At 65.1% G+C, this 16,147-nt stretch carries 16 protein-coding genes; 9 read left to right on the forward strand and 7 right to left on the reverse strand.

Annotation, left to right across the window (positions count from 1 at the left end; all coding sequences use genetic code 11):
* Positions 1–16 precede the first annotated feature (16 nt).
* Positions 17–424 (reverse strand): (R)-mandelonitrile lyase, encoded by a 408-nt coding sequence (locus QTL98_RS17675; RefSeq protein WP_445679780.1) that lies wholly within the window; start codon positions 422–424, stop codon positions 17–19.
* Between the two features lie 65 nt (positions 425–489).
* A complete protein-coding gene (locus tag QTL98_RS17680) occupies positions 490–1,545 on the reverse strand; it encodes an NAD(P)-dependent alcohol dehydrogenase (RefSeq protein ID WP_445679781.1) in 1,056 nt (351 codons plus the stop codon).
* 142 nt (positions 1,546–1,687) lie between these two features.
* Here QTL98_RS17680 and QTL98_RS17685 point away from each other — a divergent pair, with 142 nt between their 5' ends.
* On the forward strand, positions 1,688–2,599 hold the full coding sequence (locus tag QTL98_RS17685) for a LysR family transcriptional regulator (protein WP_445679782.1): 912 nt from the start codon (positions 1,688–1,690) through the stop codon (positions 2,597–2,599).
* Here QTL98_RS17685 and QTL98_RS17690 read toward each other — a convergent pair.
* Positions 2,596–2,982 carry a RidA family protein gene (locus QTL98_RS17690; protein ID WP_445682181.1) on the reverse strand — a complete coding sequence of 129 codons (387 nt, stop codon included), beginning with the start codon at positions 2,980–2,982 and terminating at the stop codon, positions 2,596–2,598. The genes QTL98_RS17685 and QTL98_RS17690 overlap by 4 nt on opposite strands.
* Before the next feature lie 158 nt (positions 2,983–3,140).
* Between QTL98_RS17690 and QTL98_RS17695 the strand changes: the two genes are divergently transcribed.
* The gene (locus QTL98_RS17695) at positions 3,141–3,890 is read left to right on the forward strand and encodes an SDR family oxidoreductase (RefSeq protein WP_445679783.1); all 750 of its coding nucleotides are present in this window, start codon (positions 3,141–3,143) and stop codon (positions 3,888–3,890) included.
* Positions 3,891–3,932: 42 nt separating this feature from the next.
* On the opposite strand, the gene QTL98_RS17700 is transcribed toward QTL98_RS17695, so the two are convergent.
* The 3 genes from QTL98_RS17700 to QTL98_RS17710 form a co-directional block, all read right to left on the reverse strand.
* Positions 3,933–4,277: a DUF779 domain-containing protein gene (locus QTL98_RS17700; RefSeq protein WP_445682182.1), complete on the reverse strand. Its 345-nt coding sequence runs from the start codon at positions 4,275–4,277 to the stop codon at positions 3,933–3,935.
* Positions 4,278–4,577: 300 nt separating this feature from the next.
* A complete protein-coding gene (gene adh / locus QTL98_RS17705; RefSeq protein ID WP_445679784.1) occupies positions 4,578–6,095 on the reverse strand; it encodes an aldehyde dehydrogenase in 1,518 nt (505 codons plus the stop codon).
* A gap of 190 nt (positions 6,096–6,285) precedes the next feature.
* Complete coding sequence (locus tag QTL98_RS17710; RefSeq protein ID WP_445679785.1) at positions 6,286–7,245, reverse strand: GAF domain-containing protein; 960 nt, start codon at positions 7,243–7,245, stop codon at positions 6,286–6,288.
* A 324-nt stretch (positions 7,246–7,569) separates the two neighbouring features.
* On the opposite strand from QTL98_RS17710, the gene QTL98_RS17715 reads away from it, so the two are divergent.
* Positions 7,570–8,259, forward strand: a complete 690-nt coding sequence (locus QTL98_RS17715; protein WP_445679786.1) for a GntR family transcriptional regulator — start codon at positions 7,570–7,572, stop codon at positions 8,257–8,259.
* 5 nt (positions 8,260–8,264) lie between these two features.
* On the opposite strand, the gene QTL98_RS17720 is transcribed toward QTL98_RS17715, so the two are convergent.
* Positions 8,265–9,329 carry a Gfo/Idh/MocA family protein gene (locus QTL98_RS17720; protein ID WP_445679787.1) on the reverse strand — a complete coding sequence of 355 codons (1,065 nt, stop codon included), beginning with the start codon at positions 9,327–9,329 and terminating at the stop codon, positions 8,265–8,267.
* Between the two features lie 230 nt (positions 9,330–9,559).
* On the opposite strand from QTL98_RS17720, the gene QTL98_RS17725 reads away from it, so the two are divergent.
* Genes QTL98_RS17725 through QTL98_RS17750 form a run of 6 tightly spaced genes read left to right on the forward strand, consistent with a single transcriptional unit; the run spans position 9,560 to position 16,144 of the window.
* On the forward strand, positions 9,560–10,567 hold the full coding sequence (locus tag QTL98_RS17725) for a sialic acid TRAP transporter substrate-binding protein SiaP (protein ID WP_445679788.1): 1,008 nt from the start codon (positions 9,560–9,562) through the stop codon (positions 10,565–10,567).
* 15 nt (positions 10,568–10,582) lie between these two features.
* Positions 10,583–11,107: a TRAP transporter small permease gene (locus QTL98_RS17730; protein WP_445679789.1), complete on the forward strand. Its 525-nt coding sequence runs from the start codon at positions 10,583–10,585 to the stop codon at positions 11,105–11,107.
* Complete coding sequence (locus tag QTL98_RS17735) at positions 11,104–12,399, forward strand: TRAP transporter large permease (protein WP_445679790.1); 1,296 nt, start codon at positions 11,104–11,106, stop codon at positions 12,397–12,399. Before QTL98_RS17730 ends, QTL98_RS17735 begins: the two co-directional genes overlap by 4 nt.
* Complete coding sequence (locus QTL98_RS17740) at positions 12,396–13,280, forward strand: shikimate dehydrogenase family protein (RefSeq protein ID WP_445679791.1); 885 nt, start codon at positions 12,396–12,398, stop codon at positions 13,278–13,280. Before QTL98_RS17735 ends, QTL98_RS17740 begins: the two co-directional genes overlap by 4 nt.
* 33 nt (positions 13,281–13,313) lie before the next feature.
* Positions 13,314–14,216 carry a dihydrodipicolinate synthase family protein gene (locus tag QTL98_RS17745; protein WP_445679792.1) on the forward strand — a complete coding sequence of 301 codons (903 nt, stop codon included), beginning with the start codon at positions 13,314–13,316 and terminating at the stop codon, positions 14,214–14,216.
* A 20-nt stretch (positions 14,217–14,236) separates the two neighbouring features.
* A complete protein-coding gene (locus QTL98_RS17750; protein ID WP_445679793.1) occupies positions 14,237–16,144 on the forward strand; it encodes a bifunctional sugar phosphate isomerase/epimerase/4-hydroxyphenylpyruvate dioxygenase family protein in 1,908 nt (635 codons plus the stop codon).
* The last annotated feature ends 3 nt before the right edge of the window (positions 16,145–16,147 follow it).

Below are 16,147 nucleotides of genomic sequence, written 5' to 3' on the forward strand. Positions count from 1 at the left end.
GAGTTTTCTGTCAGCCTTATGGCAACTTGCCGCCGAGATAATCCTCGTCGCTCACCTGCTCCAGCCAGGTGACGGGCGAGCCGTTCACCGCTTCGGCGATGGCGACATGGGTGACGGAGGTGGTGTCGGTGGCGCCGTGCCAGTGCTTTTCATCAGGGGCGAACCACACCACATCGCCGGGGCGGATTTCTTCCACCGGGCCGCCCAGCGTCTGCGCCCAGCCAAGGCCGGAGGTGACGACCAGAAGCTGGCCCAGCGGATGGGTGTGCCAGGCCGTGCGGGCGCCGGGCTCGAAGGTCACGATGGCGCCGCCGGTGCGGGCCGGCTCCGCCGCCTTGAAGGGCGTGTCGATGCGCACCGCGCCGGTGAAATAGTCGGCGGGGCCCTTGACGGAAGGGCTGGTGCCGTTGCGCTTGATATCCATTGTTCAGTCTCCAGTCTTGCCCTGCCACCGCCCAGGCGGCGGCAGCCAGCGAAAAATTCAAAAGCTCAGGCTGCCGGCTGCTTCAGCGAAGCCATGTCGATCACGAAGCGGTAGCGCACATCGGATTTTTCCATGCGCTCGAAGGCATGGTTGATCTCTTCCATGCGGATGATCTCGCACTCCGGCAGGATGTTCATGCGCCCGCAGAAATCGAGCACCTCCTGCGTTTCGCGGATGCCGCCGATGACGGAGCCGGCAATACGGCGGCGACCGAGGATCATCGGCACGGTGGTGAATTCCGGCATTCCGCCAACCTGACCGACAAGGCAGAGGGTGCCGTCGATGTCGAGCAGCGGCAGGTAGGGGTTGATGTCGTGCTTGACCGGCACGGTATCGATGATGAGATCGAAGCCATTGGCGGCAGCCGCCATGGCCGCCGTATCGGAGGAGACGAGAAAACCGTCCGCCCCCAGTTCGCGCGCATCATGTTCCTTGCCCGGCGAGCGGCTGATGACCGTCACATGCGCCCCCATGCCGGCGGCAAGCTTGATCGCCATATGGCCAAGCCCGCCCATGCCCACCACGCCGACCCGGCTGCCGGGGCCGACATTCCAGGTGCGCAGCGGCGAGTAAGTGGTGACGCCGGCGCACAGCAGTGGGGCCACGCGGGCGAGATGCAGGTTGGACGGCACGCGCAGCACAAACTCCTCGCGCACCACCAGATGCTTGGCATAACCGCCCAGCGTGTTTTCCCCGCTGATGCGGTCCGGCGCGTTGTAGGTGCCGGTCATGCCTTCACGGCAATATTGCTCCTCGCCGGCATGGCACTGGTCGCAATGCTGGCAGCTGTCGACCATGCAGCCGACGGCAACATGGTCGCCCACCTTGTATTTCGTGACGCCGGAGCCAATCTCGGTCACGCGGCCGACGATCTCATGGCCGGGAACGGCGGGATAAACCGTCCAGCCCCAGTCATTGCGGGCGGTGTGCAGGTCGCTGTGGCAGACGCCGCAATAAAGGATCTCCATCGCCACATCATTGGCGCGCAGGTCGCGCCGCTCGAAGGAGAAGGGCGCCAGCGGGGCGGTGGGGCTTTCGGCGGCATAGCCAATCGTCTTCATCGAGGGGGCTTTCTGCAGGTGTGAAACAGGGATGGAGGGGCCGGCTATGCTGCCGCCCCTCGCCTTGCCCCGGACTCTATGCCTTGCCCGCCCTGCCGATTAGCCCGCATAATCGGCATGAACTAATATCGGATATTCATGAATGAAGCGCGACGAGCTGGGCGATCTCGCGGCCTTTCTGGCAGTGGTGGAGGATGGCAGCTTTACGAAAGCCGCCGCCCGGATCGGCACCTCGCAATCCGCCCTCAGCCATACGCTGCGCCGGCTGGAGGAGCGGCTGGGAGTGCGGCTTTTAACCCGCACCACCCGCAGGGTGGCGCCGACACAGGCCGGCGAACAACTCGCCAGCACCCTGCGCCCGGCCTTTGACGATATCGGCGCGCGGCTGCAATCGCTGACCGCCCTGCGCCAGCAGCCGGCCGGCACTATACGCCTCACCTCCAGCAAGTTTGCCGCCGACCGGATCGTCTTTCCCGCCGCCGCGGCGCTGATGGCGGACTATCCGGAAATCCGCATCGAGATTTCCATCGACCAGCGCCTGACCGACATCGTGGCCGAGCGTTTCGATGCCGGCGTGCGGCTGGGCGACCAGGTGCAGAAAGACATGATCGCCGTGCCCATCGGCCCGCCGATCCGCATGGTAGTGGCCGGCTCTCCCGCTTATTTCGCCGCTCACGGCAAACCGGAAAGCCCGCAGGCCCTTGCCCGGCACAACTGCCTCAACCTGCGCCTGCCCACCCTCGGCGGGCTTTATCCCTGGGAATTCGAGCGCGACGGCCGGCCGGTCAATGTGCGGGTGGAAGGCCAGTTTACCTGCAACGACCCGGCCATCCTGATAAGCGCCGCCATCAGAGGGCTCGGCCTCATCTGCCTGCCCGACGATCATCTGGGCCCACTGGTCGAGGAGGGAAAGCTGGAAGCGGCGCTGGAGGACTGGAGCGCCCCGTTTGCCGGTTACCACCTTTATTATCCCAGCCGCCGCCAGCAGACCCCGGCCTTCGAACTGCTGGTGCAGCGGCTGCGCTATCGCCCCGATGTCGGTCAGGTCAGTTAAGCCGGGCGCCGCGCGATAAAGTCGATCTCCACCAGCGCATCATAGGCAAGGCCGGTCACGCCCACGCAGGTGCGCGCCGGCAGGCGACCTTCGGCGAAGTAGCTGCGATACGTCTCGTTGAAAGCGGCATAGTCCTGCTTGAATTCGGTGAGGAAGGCACGCGCCACCACCACATGCTCAAGGCCGAGGCCAATGCCGGCCAGCACGGTCTTGAGATTTTCCATCACATTGCGCGTCTGCGCCACGATGCCTTCCGGCAGCACGCCCGGCGTCGCCGGTGTATCGGGCATCTGCCCGGTCACGAACACCCAGCCGTCGGCTTCCGTGGCGTGGCTGAAGGGCGCGACCGGCTTCGGCCCGCCGGTGATCATATGAAAGGCAATTCCCGCGTCGGACACTGGCCCTGCTCCCTGGTTGTGGCGCCGCAGCATGAAGCGCCCGGCGCCACAATGGCAAGGTTTCTTGACCCGCATGAATCGGGTGGTTGCGCTGCCCCAGCCCCTCTTATCTGGCCCTCCATGACCAACCGGAGGACACGGATATGCCTATGCTCGCAAACAGGATTGCCCTTATCACCGGCGCCTCGTCGGGGATCGGGCGCGCGACCGCCCTGCTCTTTGCCCGGGAAGGGGCGAAGCTGGTGCTGAATGCGCGCGGCGCGCGGTCGCTTGCCGGGGTCGTCACCGAGATCGAAGCCGGGGGCGGAACCGCGCTCGCCATCTCCGGCGACGCTACAGTGCCACAGACGCATGAGGCGATGGTGGAGGCAGCGCTTGGCCATTTCGGCCGGCTGGATATCGCCATCAACAATGCCGGCAGTGTCGGCGCAATGAAGCCGGCAGCGGAGATCACGGCTACAGAATGGCGGGAGACGCTGGAGACCAACCTCACCTCGGCCTTCCTCGGCGCCCGCGCCCAGATACCGGCGCTGCTGGCAACCGGCGGCGGCGCGCTGGTCTTTACCTCCAGCTTCGTGGGCACCAGCGTCGGCATTCCGGGCATGAGCGCCTATGCGGCGGCCAAGGCAGGGCTGATGGGGCTCGTCAAAGGCATTACCGCCGATTATGGCGCCGCCGGCATCCGGGCCAATGCGCTGCTGCCCGGCGGCACGGACACACCGGCGGCTGGCAGCGACGCCAACAAGGAATGGGCAGCGGGACTGCACGCGATGAAGCGCATTGCCCGGCCAGAGGAAATCGCCGCCGCCGCGCTGTTCCTTGCCAGCGACATGGCAAGCTTCGTTGCCGGCAGCGCGCTTTTTGCCGACGGGGGCAATGCTGCCGTTAAATAACCGGCAGAACGAGAGGGAGCGGGGCTGCGCGCAGCCCCGTTCTTACGCCTTGTTGCCCGGCAGGGTGCAGAGGGTGGAGCGGGTGAGGAAACGGCGCTCACGCCCGTTATCGAGCGAGAACATGCCGCCCCGCCCGGGCACGACATCAATGATGAGATCGGTGTGTTTCCACATCTCGTACTGGTCGGCGCCGATATAGAAGGGCGCACCGCCAATCTCGCCCAGCAGCACGTCACGGTCACCGACGATGAAGTCGCTGGCCGGATAACACATGGGGGACGATCCGTCGCAGCAGCCGCCGGACTGATGGAAGAGAATCTCGCCGTGATCGGCGCGAATTTCCGCGATCAGCCTCAAGGCTTCCGGCGTTGCGCTTACCTTGGTGATGGAAGGCAGATCGGCAACCGGCGCGCCGCCGCCAAGGGCTGCGGTTGCGGCAGCGGCCGAGGCAATACCGTGAAGCGGAATGATTTCAGCCATCTTTTTCCTCCCGGGCCGGATGTGTTTCAGGCCAATGACCGGCCCGCTTCCTTCCAGAGTAACCCCGATTGCTCTCCGGGCGTTCCCGCAAAAAGACCGGCCCGGCCTTATCCGCTTTCCTTTGGGGGAAAGGGACAAGGCCGGGCCGGCTGCTGCCGGCGGGAGGAGAAGCCGGCCCGGATCGCTTCCGTCAGGGACTGGCGACCCTTAGAAGAACCCCAGCTTCTTGGGGCTGTAGCTCACCAGCATGTTCTTGGTCTGCTGGTAGTGGTCGAGCATCATCTTGTGCGTCTCGCGCCCGATGCCGGACTGCTTGTACCCGCCAAAGGCCGCATGGGCCGGATAGGCATGGTAGCAGTTGGTCCACACACGTCCGGCCTGGATGGCGCGGCCAAAACGGTAGAGCGTATTGGCATCGCGGCTCCAGATGCCGGCACCGAGGCCATAGAGCGTGTCGTTGGCGATGGCGAGGGCTTCTTCCGGCGTCTTGAAGGTCGTGACCGACACGACGGGGCCGAAGATCTCTTCCTGGAACACGCGCATGCGGTTGTGGCCGCGCAGCACGGTGGGCTTGACGTAATAACCTTCCGACAGCTCGCCGGAAAGCACGTTACGCTCGCCGCCGATCAGCACCTCGGCCCCTTCCTGGCGGCCGATATCGAAGTAGCTGAGGATCTTTTCCAGCTGCTCGCTGGAGGCCTGGGCACCGATCATGGTCGCCATATCGGTGGGGTCGCCCTGCTTGATGGCGGCCACGCGCTTCAGCGCGCGCTCCATGAAGCGGTCATAGATATCTTCCTGGATCAGCGCGCGGCTGGGGCAGGTGCAAACCTCGCCCTGATTGAGCGCGAACATGACGAAACCTTCGATCGCCTTGTCGAAGAAGTCGTCATCTTCCGCCAGCACATCCTTGAAGAAGATATTGGGGGACTTGCCGCCCAGCTCCAGCGTCACCGGAATGAGGTTCTGGCTGGCATACTGCATGATCAGGCGGCCGGTCGTCGTCTCGCCGGTAAAAGCGATCTTGGCGATGCGGTTGGAAGAGGCGAGCGGCTTGCCCGCCTCGAGCCCGAAGCCGTTGACGATGTTGAGCACGCCCGGCGGCAGCAGGTCGCCGATCAGCTCGGCCCACAGCATGATGGTGGCGGGCGTCTGCTCGGCCGGCTTGAGGACGACGCAGTTGCCCGCGGCCAGCGCCGGGGCCAGCTTCCAGCACGCCATCAGGAGCGGGAAGTTCCACGGGATGATCTGGCCGACGACGCCCAGCGGCTCATGAAAATGATAGGCGACGGTGTCGTCATCGATCTCGGAGATCGAACCTTCCTGCGCGCGCAGGACGCCGGCGAAATAGCGAAAATGGTCGATGGCGAGCGGCAGATCGGCGGCCGTGGTCTCGCGGATCGGCTTGCCGTTGTCCCAGGTTTCGGCCAGCGCCAGCAGATCGAGATTGGCCTCCATCCGGTCGGCGATGCGGTTCAGGATCAGCGCGCGTTCGGCCGGGGCGGTGCGGCCCCATTTATCCTTGGCGGCATGGGCGGCATCGAGCGCCAGCTCGATATCGGCAGCCTCGGAGCGTGCCACTTCGCACAGGGTGCGACCATTGACGGGAGAGGTGTTGGTGAAATAGCGCCCGGATTTCGGCGCGACCCACTTGCCGCCAATGAAATTTCCATAGCGCTCGGTGAAGGGGGACTTGCGGGTGCGCAGGGCATCAATCTTGTTCATGTGTTTCCTCCTGTTATGGGCGCCGTCGCCTTGTCCGGCCCTCCCCGGTCGGGGGAGCCGGTGCGGCACCTTCAGGAAGAAACGCTACGCCCGCCGCCGGGCACGCGGCAGTCCCCCGCCCACGCTTGCGCACCCGGTCTGTCGCAGTTCTGAGACAGTTCGGCGAATAAAATGAAAGCGGGCAAAAAACTCAGCGCGCGCGGCCGATACCAAGGCGCGCCAGCTTGCGGTGCAGCGTCGCCCGGCTGATGCCAAGGGTGCTTGCCGCAGCGGAAACATTGCCGCCGGCCCGGGCAAGGGCCCGCTGTAGCGCCGCCCGCTCCGCACTCTCCAGCACCGCGCCCTCCTGCCCTTCACCGGTCAGGTCGGCGGCCGGCAGCGGGCGCTTCAGCCGCTGGTCGGTGATGCCAAGGGCAAGGCGGGCGCTGCGGGTTGCCCCGACCACCAGATCGTCGCGGTCGATGGCGATGAGCGCGGCCGAAGAGCGGCCCGGCACCAGCTGGATACGCGCGCCGGGAAAGGCACGGCGGAAATTCTCCGCCTCGATGCGCATGGCAGCATCGGCCACCGCCATCGCCGTCAACTGGGCAAAACCCTCGGTAAAATCCGCCCGGCAGGAAGACACATCGAGTGCTGCCACCAGCCGGCCTTCATGATCGTGAATCGGTGCCGTGGTGCAGCTGAGGCCGGTATTGCGGGTGAAAAAATGCTGGTCGCGGTGGATCAGCACCGGCCGCTGCTCGACAAGGCAGGTGCCGATGCCGTTGGTGCCCTCGCTCTCCTCGCTCCAGATCGCGCCCGGCCACAGGCCCCAGGCCCGGAAATTGGCATCATCCACGCTTGAACCGCGCCGCTCCACCGGCACACCGTCGCTATCGGCCAGCAGCACGCAGCAGCCCGAGCCGCCGACGGCCTGATAGAGCCGGTCGAGGCAGGGCTGCGCTACGGCAATCAGTGGCTCCAGCCGCCCACGCGCCTGCGAGAGTTCGCGCTCGCCCAGGCGGGTCGGGTCGGTGTCGGCAGACGGATCGAGATGATGCAGGTTGCTGCATCTTGTCCATGAAGCTACCAGAGCGGAGGTCGCCGCCGCATCGGAAGATACGGCAGCTTCGATCACCGCCGCGTGGCGCACGCCGCTCGGCTCTTTCATCGCGCGTTTCTCTCCCCAGCCGAAGTTGCCCCTCGGAGGTCAGCCGGTGCCGCAAGGCTTTTTGATGCGCCCGTCTCTTGTGGACCCTGCCCGTCCGACATCCCGGGGGACAGGGCGGCCTTTCCGCTGACGGGCAGCAGTGTAGACCATGTTATCGCAAAGGGCGACAGTGCCCGGGGCCGGATATCCGTCCGCAAGGGTGCGGCAAATTTCAGGCTGAGGCCAAGTTACTGGCCCGTCTCCGATATTTCGGCACGGCACGAAGCCCTGCGTCGCACGGCGACGATGTATGACATTTTTCAAATCCTCTGGTATTTTAGTCGAATGATGGAAGAGACCAGCTCCCCCACCGTTTCCGAGACCACCTACCGGCAGATCCGCACCGACATTATTTTCGGGCGGCTGGAGCCGGCGGAAAAGCTGAAGCTCGACCAGTTGCGCGAGCGTTACGGTGCCAGCATCTCGACCTTGCGCGAAATCCTGAACCGCCTTGCCTCCGACGGGCTGGTGGTGGCCGAAGGGCAGCGCGGCTTTGAGGTCGCGCCTGTCTCCCGCGACAATCTTTTTGAAATCGCGGCGCTGCGCCAGCTGCTGGAATGTTACGCGCTCGACCTTTCCTTCGCCGCCGGCGACATGGACTGGGAAGGCCGGGTGGTGGCCGCCCACCACAAGCTGAGCCAGATGGAAAAGCGCATGATGGCCGGCGACCGCACCGTGACCGCCGAGTGGAAGCGGTATGACTGGGAGTTCCATCAGGCGCTCATTTCCGCCTGCGGCTCGCGCACGCTGATGGAAACTCACGCCGCCATCTTCGACAAATATCTGCGCTACCAGATGCTGTCGCTCACCTTCCGCGGCGAGATTGCCGCCATCGAGCACAAGCAGATGCTGGACTGCGCGCTGAAGCGGGATGCAGCAACGGCGCAGGAAATCCTGCGCCGCCATGTGGCTGCCGGCGTCGACCATGCCCTCGCCGCAGAAAAGAAACCATCAGAGCGCACCCGCCAGCGCTGACGCGCTTACACCAGCCGGACCAGACCGCCCCCGGCTGCCGCCCGCTTGACGGCATCGATCACCTTGAGTGTCGCCAGCCCCTCCTGTCCGCTGACCAGTGGCTGCGCCTTGCCGAGCGCAACCTCGGCAAAATGGCGCATCTGCAAGGCGAGTGGATCGTCGGCGGCAAAAAGCGGGGTGCGGCGCTCCAGCGGTGCCCACCAGTCCGGCTCCCCCGGTTGCGACCAGAGTTCGGCCGTTGGCAGGCTAAGCGAGCCGCGTGTGCCGCCGATGAGGTAACAGGCCTCGCCGCTTCGGGGATAGGCCGGGTTTTCCGCCGAGGTCAGCTCCCAGCTCCAGGGCGCAACGATGGTATCCGACACGTTGACGGTGCCGAGAGCCCCGCCGGCGAAATGCAGGATGATGGCGGCACTGTCTTCCACGGCAAAATCCCGGATGGCCGCTGAGTCCGCCGCCTGCACGGCTACCACCTCGCCGGCCAGATGCCGCATCAGATCGATATCGTGGATGAGGTTGAGGAAAACCGGCCCGGCGCCCGGCTGGCGCCGCCAGTCAGCCTTGAAATAATAGTCCGGCTTGTAGAACCAGCAGGTCGCGTGCACGGCAACAATCTGGCCGAGCGATCCCGCGACGATCTCCTCCTTCGCTTTTGCGATCAGCGGGTTATGCCGGCGATGGTGTCCGACGAGGATGGGCACGCCAACCGCCTCTGCCGCCTCGACCAGCCGGGTGGCGGCGGCCACATCATCGGCAATCGGCTTTTCCACCAGCAGCGGCAGCCGCGCCTCGACGCAGGCAAGCCCGTGCTCGACATGCAGCTGGTTTGGGGTGGCGATGACGACGCCGTCCACATCGTCCCGCCGGCCGTCGGCCAGCAGATCCGCAAGCGTGGCAAAGTGCGGCACACCGTGGGCACGTGCCAGTTTGGCTGCCTCCGGCGCCGGGTCGATGATGGCGGCAAGCTGCGCTTCGCGCACCGCCTGCTCCACATGACGCCGGCCGATCAGCCCGGCCCCCATGACGGCGATCCGGGCGCCGTTTGTCCCGGCGCCTCCCCCGACAGTGCCCATCCTTTTCCTCCCCAGACGGCCCTTTCCGGGCCTTGTTTTGCGCTCTGTCAGCAACCCGATGATCGGGCCGCCGATTGCAGGGCATCTAAATTCATATGATAAAATCAGAAATCTATGATGAACCAGAATCTGTTGGTTGAAAAGATATGGTAAACATGCGACGCTCTACGGACTGATGACCTGCGACCACGCAGGCTTCCAGGGACATGCGATCTAGGGAGGAATAGAGCATGACCACGACGTTCGACCGCCGGAGCCTTCTGGCGGCAACCGGCATTGCCATTGCTACCGGCGCCACTCTTGGCCTTCGTTCCCGCCGCGCGCTTGCGGACGAGAAGGTCACCGTGCGCCTTTCCGCGCCGGCGACCCCCACCGACCAGCGCGCCGTCGCGCTGACGGAAGTGTTTGCGCCCGCCGTGGCCGATTACATCAATTTCGAGCCGCACTGGAATGCGGAGCTCTTCAAGCAGGGCACCGAGCTGGAAGCGATTGCCCGCGGCAACCTCGAAATGTCGATCACCTCCGCCCAGGAGCTGGCGACCCTCATTCCCGAATTCTCCATCTTCACCGCCGGTTATCTGCACCGCGATGCCGACCACCAGAAGCGCGTCTTTGCCGCCGACTTCATGGACCCCATGAAGAAGAAGGTGGAAGACACGCTGGGCGTGAAGCTGCTGACGGTCATGTATCTGGGCCGTCGCCAGCTCAACCTGCGCACCGAAAAGAAGGTGATGGTTCCAGCCGATCTTGCCGGCGTGAAGTTGCGCATGCCGGGCACCGATGCCTGGCAGTTCCTGGGCAAGGCGCTGGGCGCCAACCCGGTCCCGGTCGCCTTTACCGAAGTCTACACCGCGCTGCAGACCGGCGCCATCGACGGGCAGGACAATCCGCTGCCGACCGACAAGGACAGCAAGTTCTACGAGGTCACCAAGCAGATCGTGCTGACGAGCCACCTCGTCGACCTCAACTACCTCGCCTTCTCCAAGAAGGTCTGGGACAAGCTGTCGCCGGGCCAGCAGGCCGCCATCCAGCTTGCCGCGGATGACTGCGCTGAGTCTGCGCGCCAGAAGCAGCTGACCCTCGAAGCCCAGCTGGAGCAATTCTTCAAGGAACAGGGGCTGCAGGTCTACACACCGGATGTGGAAGCCTTCCGTACCCAGGTGCAGAAGGCCTATCTCGCCTCCGACCTCGCCAAGGACTGGCCGGCCGGCATGGTCGACAAGATCAACGCGATCTGACGGGCTGAAACTTTCATGCAGGCAACCTTACGCTGGTTGCAGGCACGGGCGGACAACGTGGCGGTGGCTTTGCTCACCGCCATGTTTGCCGCCTTCATCCTGCAAATTGTCTCGCGCTATGTGGTCAACGCCCCCATCGGCTGGACGCTGGAAGCGTGCCTTACCACCTGGCTGTGGCTGGTGTTCTGGTCTTCCGCCTTCGTGCTGGGCGACAAGGACCATGTCACCTTCGACCTGTGTTACCTCGCCGCCAACCGCAAGCTGAAGCGCGTTTTCGCCATCGTCACAGCGGCGGCTCTGCTGGCCGGCTTCCTCGCCGCCCTGCCCGCCACCTTCGACTACATCACCTTCTACAAGATCAAGAAGAGTGCCACGCTGCGCATCCGCCTCGATGTGGTGTTCAGCGTCTACGGGCTCTTTGCCATCGCCGTCATCTTGCGCTCGGGCGCCCGGCTTCTCGCGCTGCTGCGCGGCGGCCCGCTGCCTGAAGGCGCGCATGGCGAAGATATTCATGCCGGGGACGAGGCCGCCACCCGATGACACTCGCCTTTATCACCTGCCTTCTCGCTCTGTTCGTGCTCGCCGCCATCGGCGCCCCTATTGCCCTTTCCATGATTGTCTCCGCCATCGTCTATCTGGCGGTGAAGGGGCAGGATCTGGGTCTGGCGGCCGAGCAGATCATCCAGGGCCTCTACGACAGCTTCATCATCCTGGCCGTGCCGCTCTTCATCGTGGCCGCCAATATCATGAATGCCGGCACCATCAGCGAAAGGCTGCTGGGCTTCTGCATCGCCGTCGTCGGGCGCCTGCGCGGCGGCCTTGGTCATGTGAACGTGGTGGCCAGCCTCATCTTCTCCGGCATGTCGGGCTCCGCCGTGGCCGATGCCGCCGGCATTGGCAAGATCATCATCGAGATGATGCGCAAGGAGGGACGGTATCCGGCCGGATACGCCGCCGCCATCACGGCTGCCGCCTCCACCATCGGGCCTATCATCCCGCCCTCGATCCCGATGGTGATGTATGCGCTCGTCTCCGATGCTTCCATCGGCTACCTCTTCCTCGGCGGCATCCTGCCGGGCCTGCTGATGGGCGTGGTGCTGATGGGCCTCAATGCCTGGATCGCCCGCCGCCGCAACTTCGCGATGGAAGAACCGGTGCCGCTGCGCAAGCTGCCCCGGATCACCGCCAATGCCTTCCCGGCGCTGCTCATGCCCGCCATCCTGCTCTATGGCATCTATGGCGGCGTGACAACGCCGACAGAAGCTGCTGCCGTGGCGGCAGCCTATGCGCTGATCCTTGCCGGCCTTTTCTACCGGGCACTGACCTGGAAGAACCTTTATTCCATCATGTCGGAGAGTGCCCGCGCCTCCGCCTCGGTTGGCCTCGTGATCGGCGCGGCACTGATCTTCAACTACATCGTGGCAAGCGAGAATATTCCGGCGCATCTGGCCGGGTATCTCGACGGTCTCAGCATGAGCCCGCTCGCCTTCCTGCTGCTGATCAACATCGTGCTGCTCGGTCTCGGCTGCCTGCTTGATGCCACAACCATCATTCTCGTCATCGTGCCGCTCTTCATCCCCGCCTGCCGCACGCTCGGCATCGACCTCGTGCATTTCGGCGTGGTGGTGGTGGTCAATTGCATGATCGGGCTCATCACCCCGCCCTACGGCATCCTGCTCTTCGTCATCAATGCCACCACCGGCATTCCGCTGCGCGAGATCATCCGGGAAATCTGGCTCTTCATCGCTGTGCTCGTCTTTGCGCTGGCGCTGATGATCTTCATCCCCGGCATCGTGCTGTGGCTGCCGCGCCAGTTCGGATATCCGGGATGAGTGCCCCCACCCCGACCTCTGGCGCCGGCAACGGGCGTTTTCGCCTCGGGCTCATCGGCGACAATATCTTCGCGTCCCGCTCGCCGGATCTGCACCGCATCGCCGGCGAGCTTTCGGGGCTGGATGTCAGCTACGACCTGCTGGTGCCGCACACCGAGGGGCTGGATTTTCCCGCCCTCTTCGAGCGCTGCCGGGAGGGCGGTTATGCCGGGCTCAACATCACCTATCCCTATAAGGAAAAGGTGGTGGCGATGGTGCATGTGCCAGAGCCGGCGGTTGCCCGGCTCGGCTCCGTCAACACCGTGGTCTTCGCCGAAGGCGGGCCGCTCGGCTACAATACCGACCATAGCGGCTTTATCGCCGGCTACCGGCTGCGTTATGCTGGGGCCCCGCCGGGCCGGGTCATGATGGTGGGGGCCGGCGGCGTCGGCAGGGCCGTTGCCTTCGGGCTGGTTGCACTCGGGGCGGAGGAGCTGACGATCCTCGACGCCGACATTGCCAAGGCGGAGCGCCTTGCCGGGGAACTTGCCGGGGCCGGCATCAGCTCTGTCACCGCCGCCAGCATGGGCAAGGTTGCCGATGTGGCGGGCCGTGTGGAGGGCATCGTCAACTGCACGCCCGTGGGCATGGTCGGGTACGAAGGCACGCCGGTAGAGGCGCGCCTGCTGGGCCCCCAGCGCTGGGCTTTCGACGCCGTCTACACCCCCGTCGACACCCGCTTCAAGCAGGAGGCCGAGGCCGCCGGCATTGCCGTTCTCAGCGGATACGAACTGTTTTTCCACCAGGGCATTGATGCCTTCCGCCTCTTTACCGGCCGCCTGCCGGACGACCTCGGCGAACTGCGCCGCCGTCTCGGCGGGCCGGCGCCGGTTGTGGCGTAAGGCCATCCCGTTTCACACGAGAGGTCAGGTTTCATGCTGCCTTTGCAATCGCACCCCATGCGGCAGAAGATCGGTGTCAGCGCTGCGCTGACCACCCCCTTCGATCGTGCCGGGCGCATCGACTGGGCGCGATTTACCGCCCATGCCAAAAAGCTGACCGAGGATGGCATCGGCCTCGTCACCGCCTTCGGCACCACCGGCGAGGGCGCCTCCCTCAGCGTGGAGGAGAAGGCCCCGCTTTATGACGAGATGGCCAAAAGCGGCCCCGGCGCCACCCGGCTGGTGGAATGCATCTATGGCCCGCCCAGCGATACCGCCGGCCGCCTCACCGGCCGCGCTCTCAAGGCCGGGGCTGCCGGCATCCTGCTGACACCGCCCTATTATTTCCGCGGCGTGCCGGATGAAGGCATCTATCGCTGGTACAGCGAAGTGATCGAGCGGGCGGGCGCCGACTGCCGCGACATTATCCTTTACAACATCCCGCAGGTGACCGGCGTGACCATCGGTCCCGATCTCGTCTCCCGCCTGCGCGAGGCTTTTGCCGGCATCATCGCCGGCGTGAAAGACAGCAGCGGCGACTGGCAGCAGACCGAGGCAATGCTGGCCCAGCACCGCGACCTTGCCATCCTCGTCGGCAACGAAGCCCACCTTGCCCGCGCCGTGCAGCGCGGGGCGAGCGGCGCCATCAGCGGCGTTGCCAACCTCTCCCCCTCCCTCGTCGCCGGACTGGTGCGCGGGGAGGAGAACCCGATGATCGTGCCGCTGCTCGAAAAGCTGCTGGCCCTGCCGCTCATCCCGGCGATCAAGGCGGTGCTGGCGCTCATCCGCGGCGATGCCGCCTGGGCGCATGTGCGGGCCCCGCACCTGCAGATCGAGGATCAGGCCCTGCTCGCCGAATGTGCCGGCATCGCCGGAATGCTGCGCAAGGCCGGGTGAACCAGCAAGGGAGGCCCCCGATGAAAACCTCCATCGCCACCGTCTCCATCGCCGGAGACTTCAAGGAGAAACTCGCCGCCATCGCGGCGGCGGGTTTCGACGGTATCGAGATCTTCGAGAATGATTTTCTCGCCTTCGATGCCTCCCCGCGCGAGGTGGGGCAGATGGTGCGCGATGCAGGCCTCGTCATCACCCTCTTCCAGCCTTTCCGCGACTTCGAGGGCCTGCCGGAGCCGCAGCGTGCCCGTGCCTTTGACCGGGCCGAGCGCAAGTTCGACCTGATGGGGGAGCTGGGCACCGACCTGATGCTGGTATGCTCCAGCGTCTCCTCCGCCTCTCTGGGCGGCATAGACCGGGCGGCGGCAGACTTCCATGAGTTGGGAGAGCGGGCGGCAAAGCGTGGCCTCAAGGTGGGCTATGAAGCGCTCGCCTGGGGCCGGCACGTAAACGACCACCGCGACGCCTGGGAGGTCGTGCGCCGGGCGGACCATCCGAATATCGGCCTCATCCTCGACAGCTTCCACACCCTTGCCCGCAAGATCGATGTCGCCTCCATCCGCGCCATCCCGGCTGACCGCATCTTCATCGTCCAGCTGGCCGATGCGCCGCTGATCGATATGGATTTGCTCTACTGGAGCCGCCATTTCCGCAACATGCCGGGCGAAGGCGGGCTGCCGGTACGCGAGTTCATGCAGGCTGTCGCCGCCACCGGCTATGACGGCTACTGGTCGCTGGAAATCTTCAACGACCAGTTCCGGGGCGGCTCCCCCGGCTCCATCTCCGTCGATGGCCACCGCTCGCTCATCTACATGATGGACCAGGTGCGCCGGGCCGCGCCGGCGCTGCCGGTCGCCCTCCCGCCGATGCCGGACCGGGTGGGCGTCAGCGGTGTCGCCTTTGTGGAATTCACCGCCGACGAGGACGGGGCGGTCGCCCTCGACCGCCTGTTCCACAGCTTCGGTTTCCGCAAGACCGGCCAGCACGTCTCCAAGAAGGTGACGCGTTATCAGCAGGGCGACATCAACCTCGTCATCAACCGCGAGAAGGAAGGTTTCGCCCATTCCGCCTATGTGATGCATGGCACCAGCGTATGCGCCATCGGTCTGGCGGTGGAGGATGCGGCAACCACGGTGGAGCGGGCGCAGGCGATGGGGGCAGAGCCCTTCTCGCAGGCTGTAGGCCCTGGAGAACTTACCATCCCGGCCATTCGCGGCGTGGGCGGCGGCGTCATCCATTTCCTTGATGAAAAATCCGATCTGGCGAAGGTCTGGGAGATCGAGTTCCGCCCGGTGGAGGATGAAGCGCCGCCCCTTAAAAGTGCCGGCCTCACCCGCATCGACCATATCGGGCAAACGATGAATTCAGAGGAGATGCTGACCTGGCTTCTCTTCTACACCGCCATCTTCCGCACGCGCAGAACGCCGATGGTGGATGTGATCGACCCGGCCGGCATCATCCGCAGCCAGGTGATCGAAAGCCTGAACGGGGAGGCGCCCAGCGGTTTTCGCCTGACGCTGAACGGCGCGGAGAACCGCCGCACGCTCGCCGGCCGCTTCATCTCCGACAGCTTCGGCTCCAGCGTGCAGCATCTGGCCTTTGCCACCGACGATATCTTTGCCGCGGCCGAAAACCTCGCCGCCAATGGCTTCGAGGCGCTCGCCCTCTCCCGCAACTATTACGACGATGTGGAAGCGCGCTTCGGCCTCGACCCGGCGCTCGCCGACCGGCTGCGCGCCGCCAACATCCTTTATGACCGCGACGAGGATGGCGAATATTTCCAGCTCTACGCCCCGGCCTGGGGCGAAGGCTTCATCTTCGAGATCATCGAGCGGCGCGGGCGCTACAACGGTTATGGCGCCCCCAATGCCCCCTTCCGCATCGCCGCGCAAAAACGCCACCAGCGCCCGGCGGGTGTGCCCCGGGCGTAATCC

This window comes from Radicibacter daui (assembly GCA_030657355.1).
Taxonomy (GTDB): Bacteria; Pseudomonadota; Alphaproteobacteria; order Radicibacterales; family Radicibacteraceae; genus Radicibacter; species Radicibacter daui.

Bases quoted from the DNA above. Each gene is read 5' to 3' on its own strand.
- QTL98_RS17675 (WP_445679780.1), bottom strand. From the start codon at position 424: ATGGATATCAAGCGCAACGGCACCAGCCCTTCCGTCAAGGGCCCCGCC.
- QTL98_RS17680 (WP_445679781.1), bottom strand. From the start codon at position 1,545: ATGAAGACGATTGGCTATGCCGCCGAAAGCCCCACCGCCCCGCTGGCG.
- QTL98_RS17685 (WP_445679782.1), top strand. From the start codon at position 1,688: ATGAAGCGCGACGAGCTGGGCGATCTCGCGGCCTTTCTGGCAGTGGTG.
- QTL98_RS17695 (WP_445679783.1), top strand. From the start codon at position 3,141: ATGCCTATGCTCGCAAACAGGATTGCCCTTATCACCGGCGCCTCGTCG.
- adh (WP_445679784.1), bottom strand. From the start codon at position 6,095: ATGAACAAGATTGATGCCCTGCGCACCCGCAAGTCCCCCTTCACCGAG.
- QTL98_RS17710 (WP_445679785.1), bottom strand. From the start codon at position 7,245: ATGAAAGAGCCGAGCGGCGTGCGCCACGCGGCGGTGATCGAAGCTGCC.
- QTL98_RS17715 (WP_445679786.1), top strand. From the start codon at position 7,570: ATGATGGAAGAGACCAGCTCCCCCACCGTTTCCGAGACCACCTACCGG.
- QTL98_RS17720 (WP_445679787.1), bottom strand. From the start codon at position 9,329: ATGGGCACTGTCGGGGGAGGCGCCGGGACAAACGGCGCCCGGATCGCC.
- QTL98_RS17725 (WP_445679788.1), top strand. From the start codon at position 9,560: ATGACCACGACGTTCGACCGCCGGAGCCTTCTGGCGGCAACCGGCATT.
- QTL98_RS17730 (WP_445679789.1), top strand. From the start codon at position 10,583: ATGCAGGCAACCTTACGCTGGTTGCAGGCACGGGCGGACAACGTGGCG.
- QTL98_RS17735 (WP_445679790.1), top strand. From the start codon at position 11,104: ATGACACTCGCCTTTATCACCTGCCTTCTCGCTCTGTTCGTGCTCGCC.
- QTL98_RS17740 (WP_445679791.1), top strand. From the start codon at position 12,396: ATGAGTGCCCCCACCCCGACCTCTGGCGCCGGCAACGGGCGTTTTCGC.
- QTL98_RS17745 (WP_445679792.1), top strand. From the start codon at position 13,314: ATGCTGCCTTTGCAATCGCACCCCATGCGGCAGAAGATCGGTGTCAGC.
- QTL98_RS17750 (WP_445679793.1), top strand. From the start codon at position 14,237: ATGAAAACCTCCATCGCCACCGTCTCCATCGCCGGAGACTTCAAGGAG.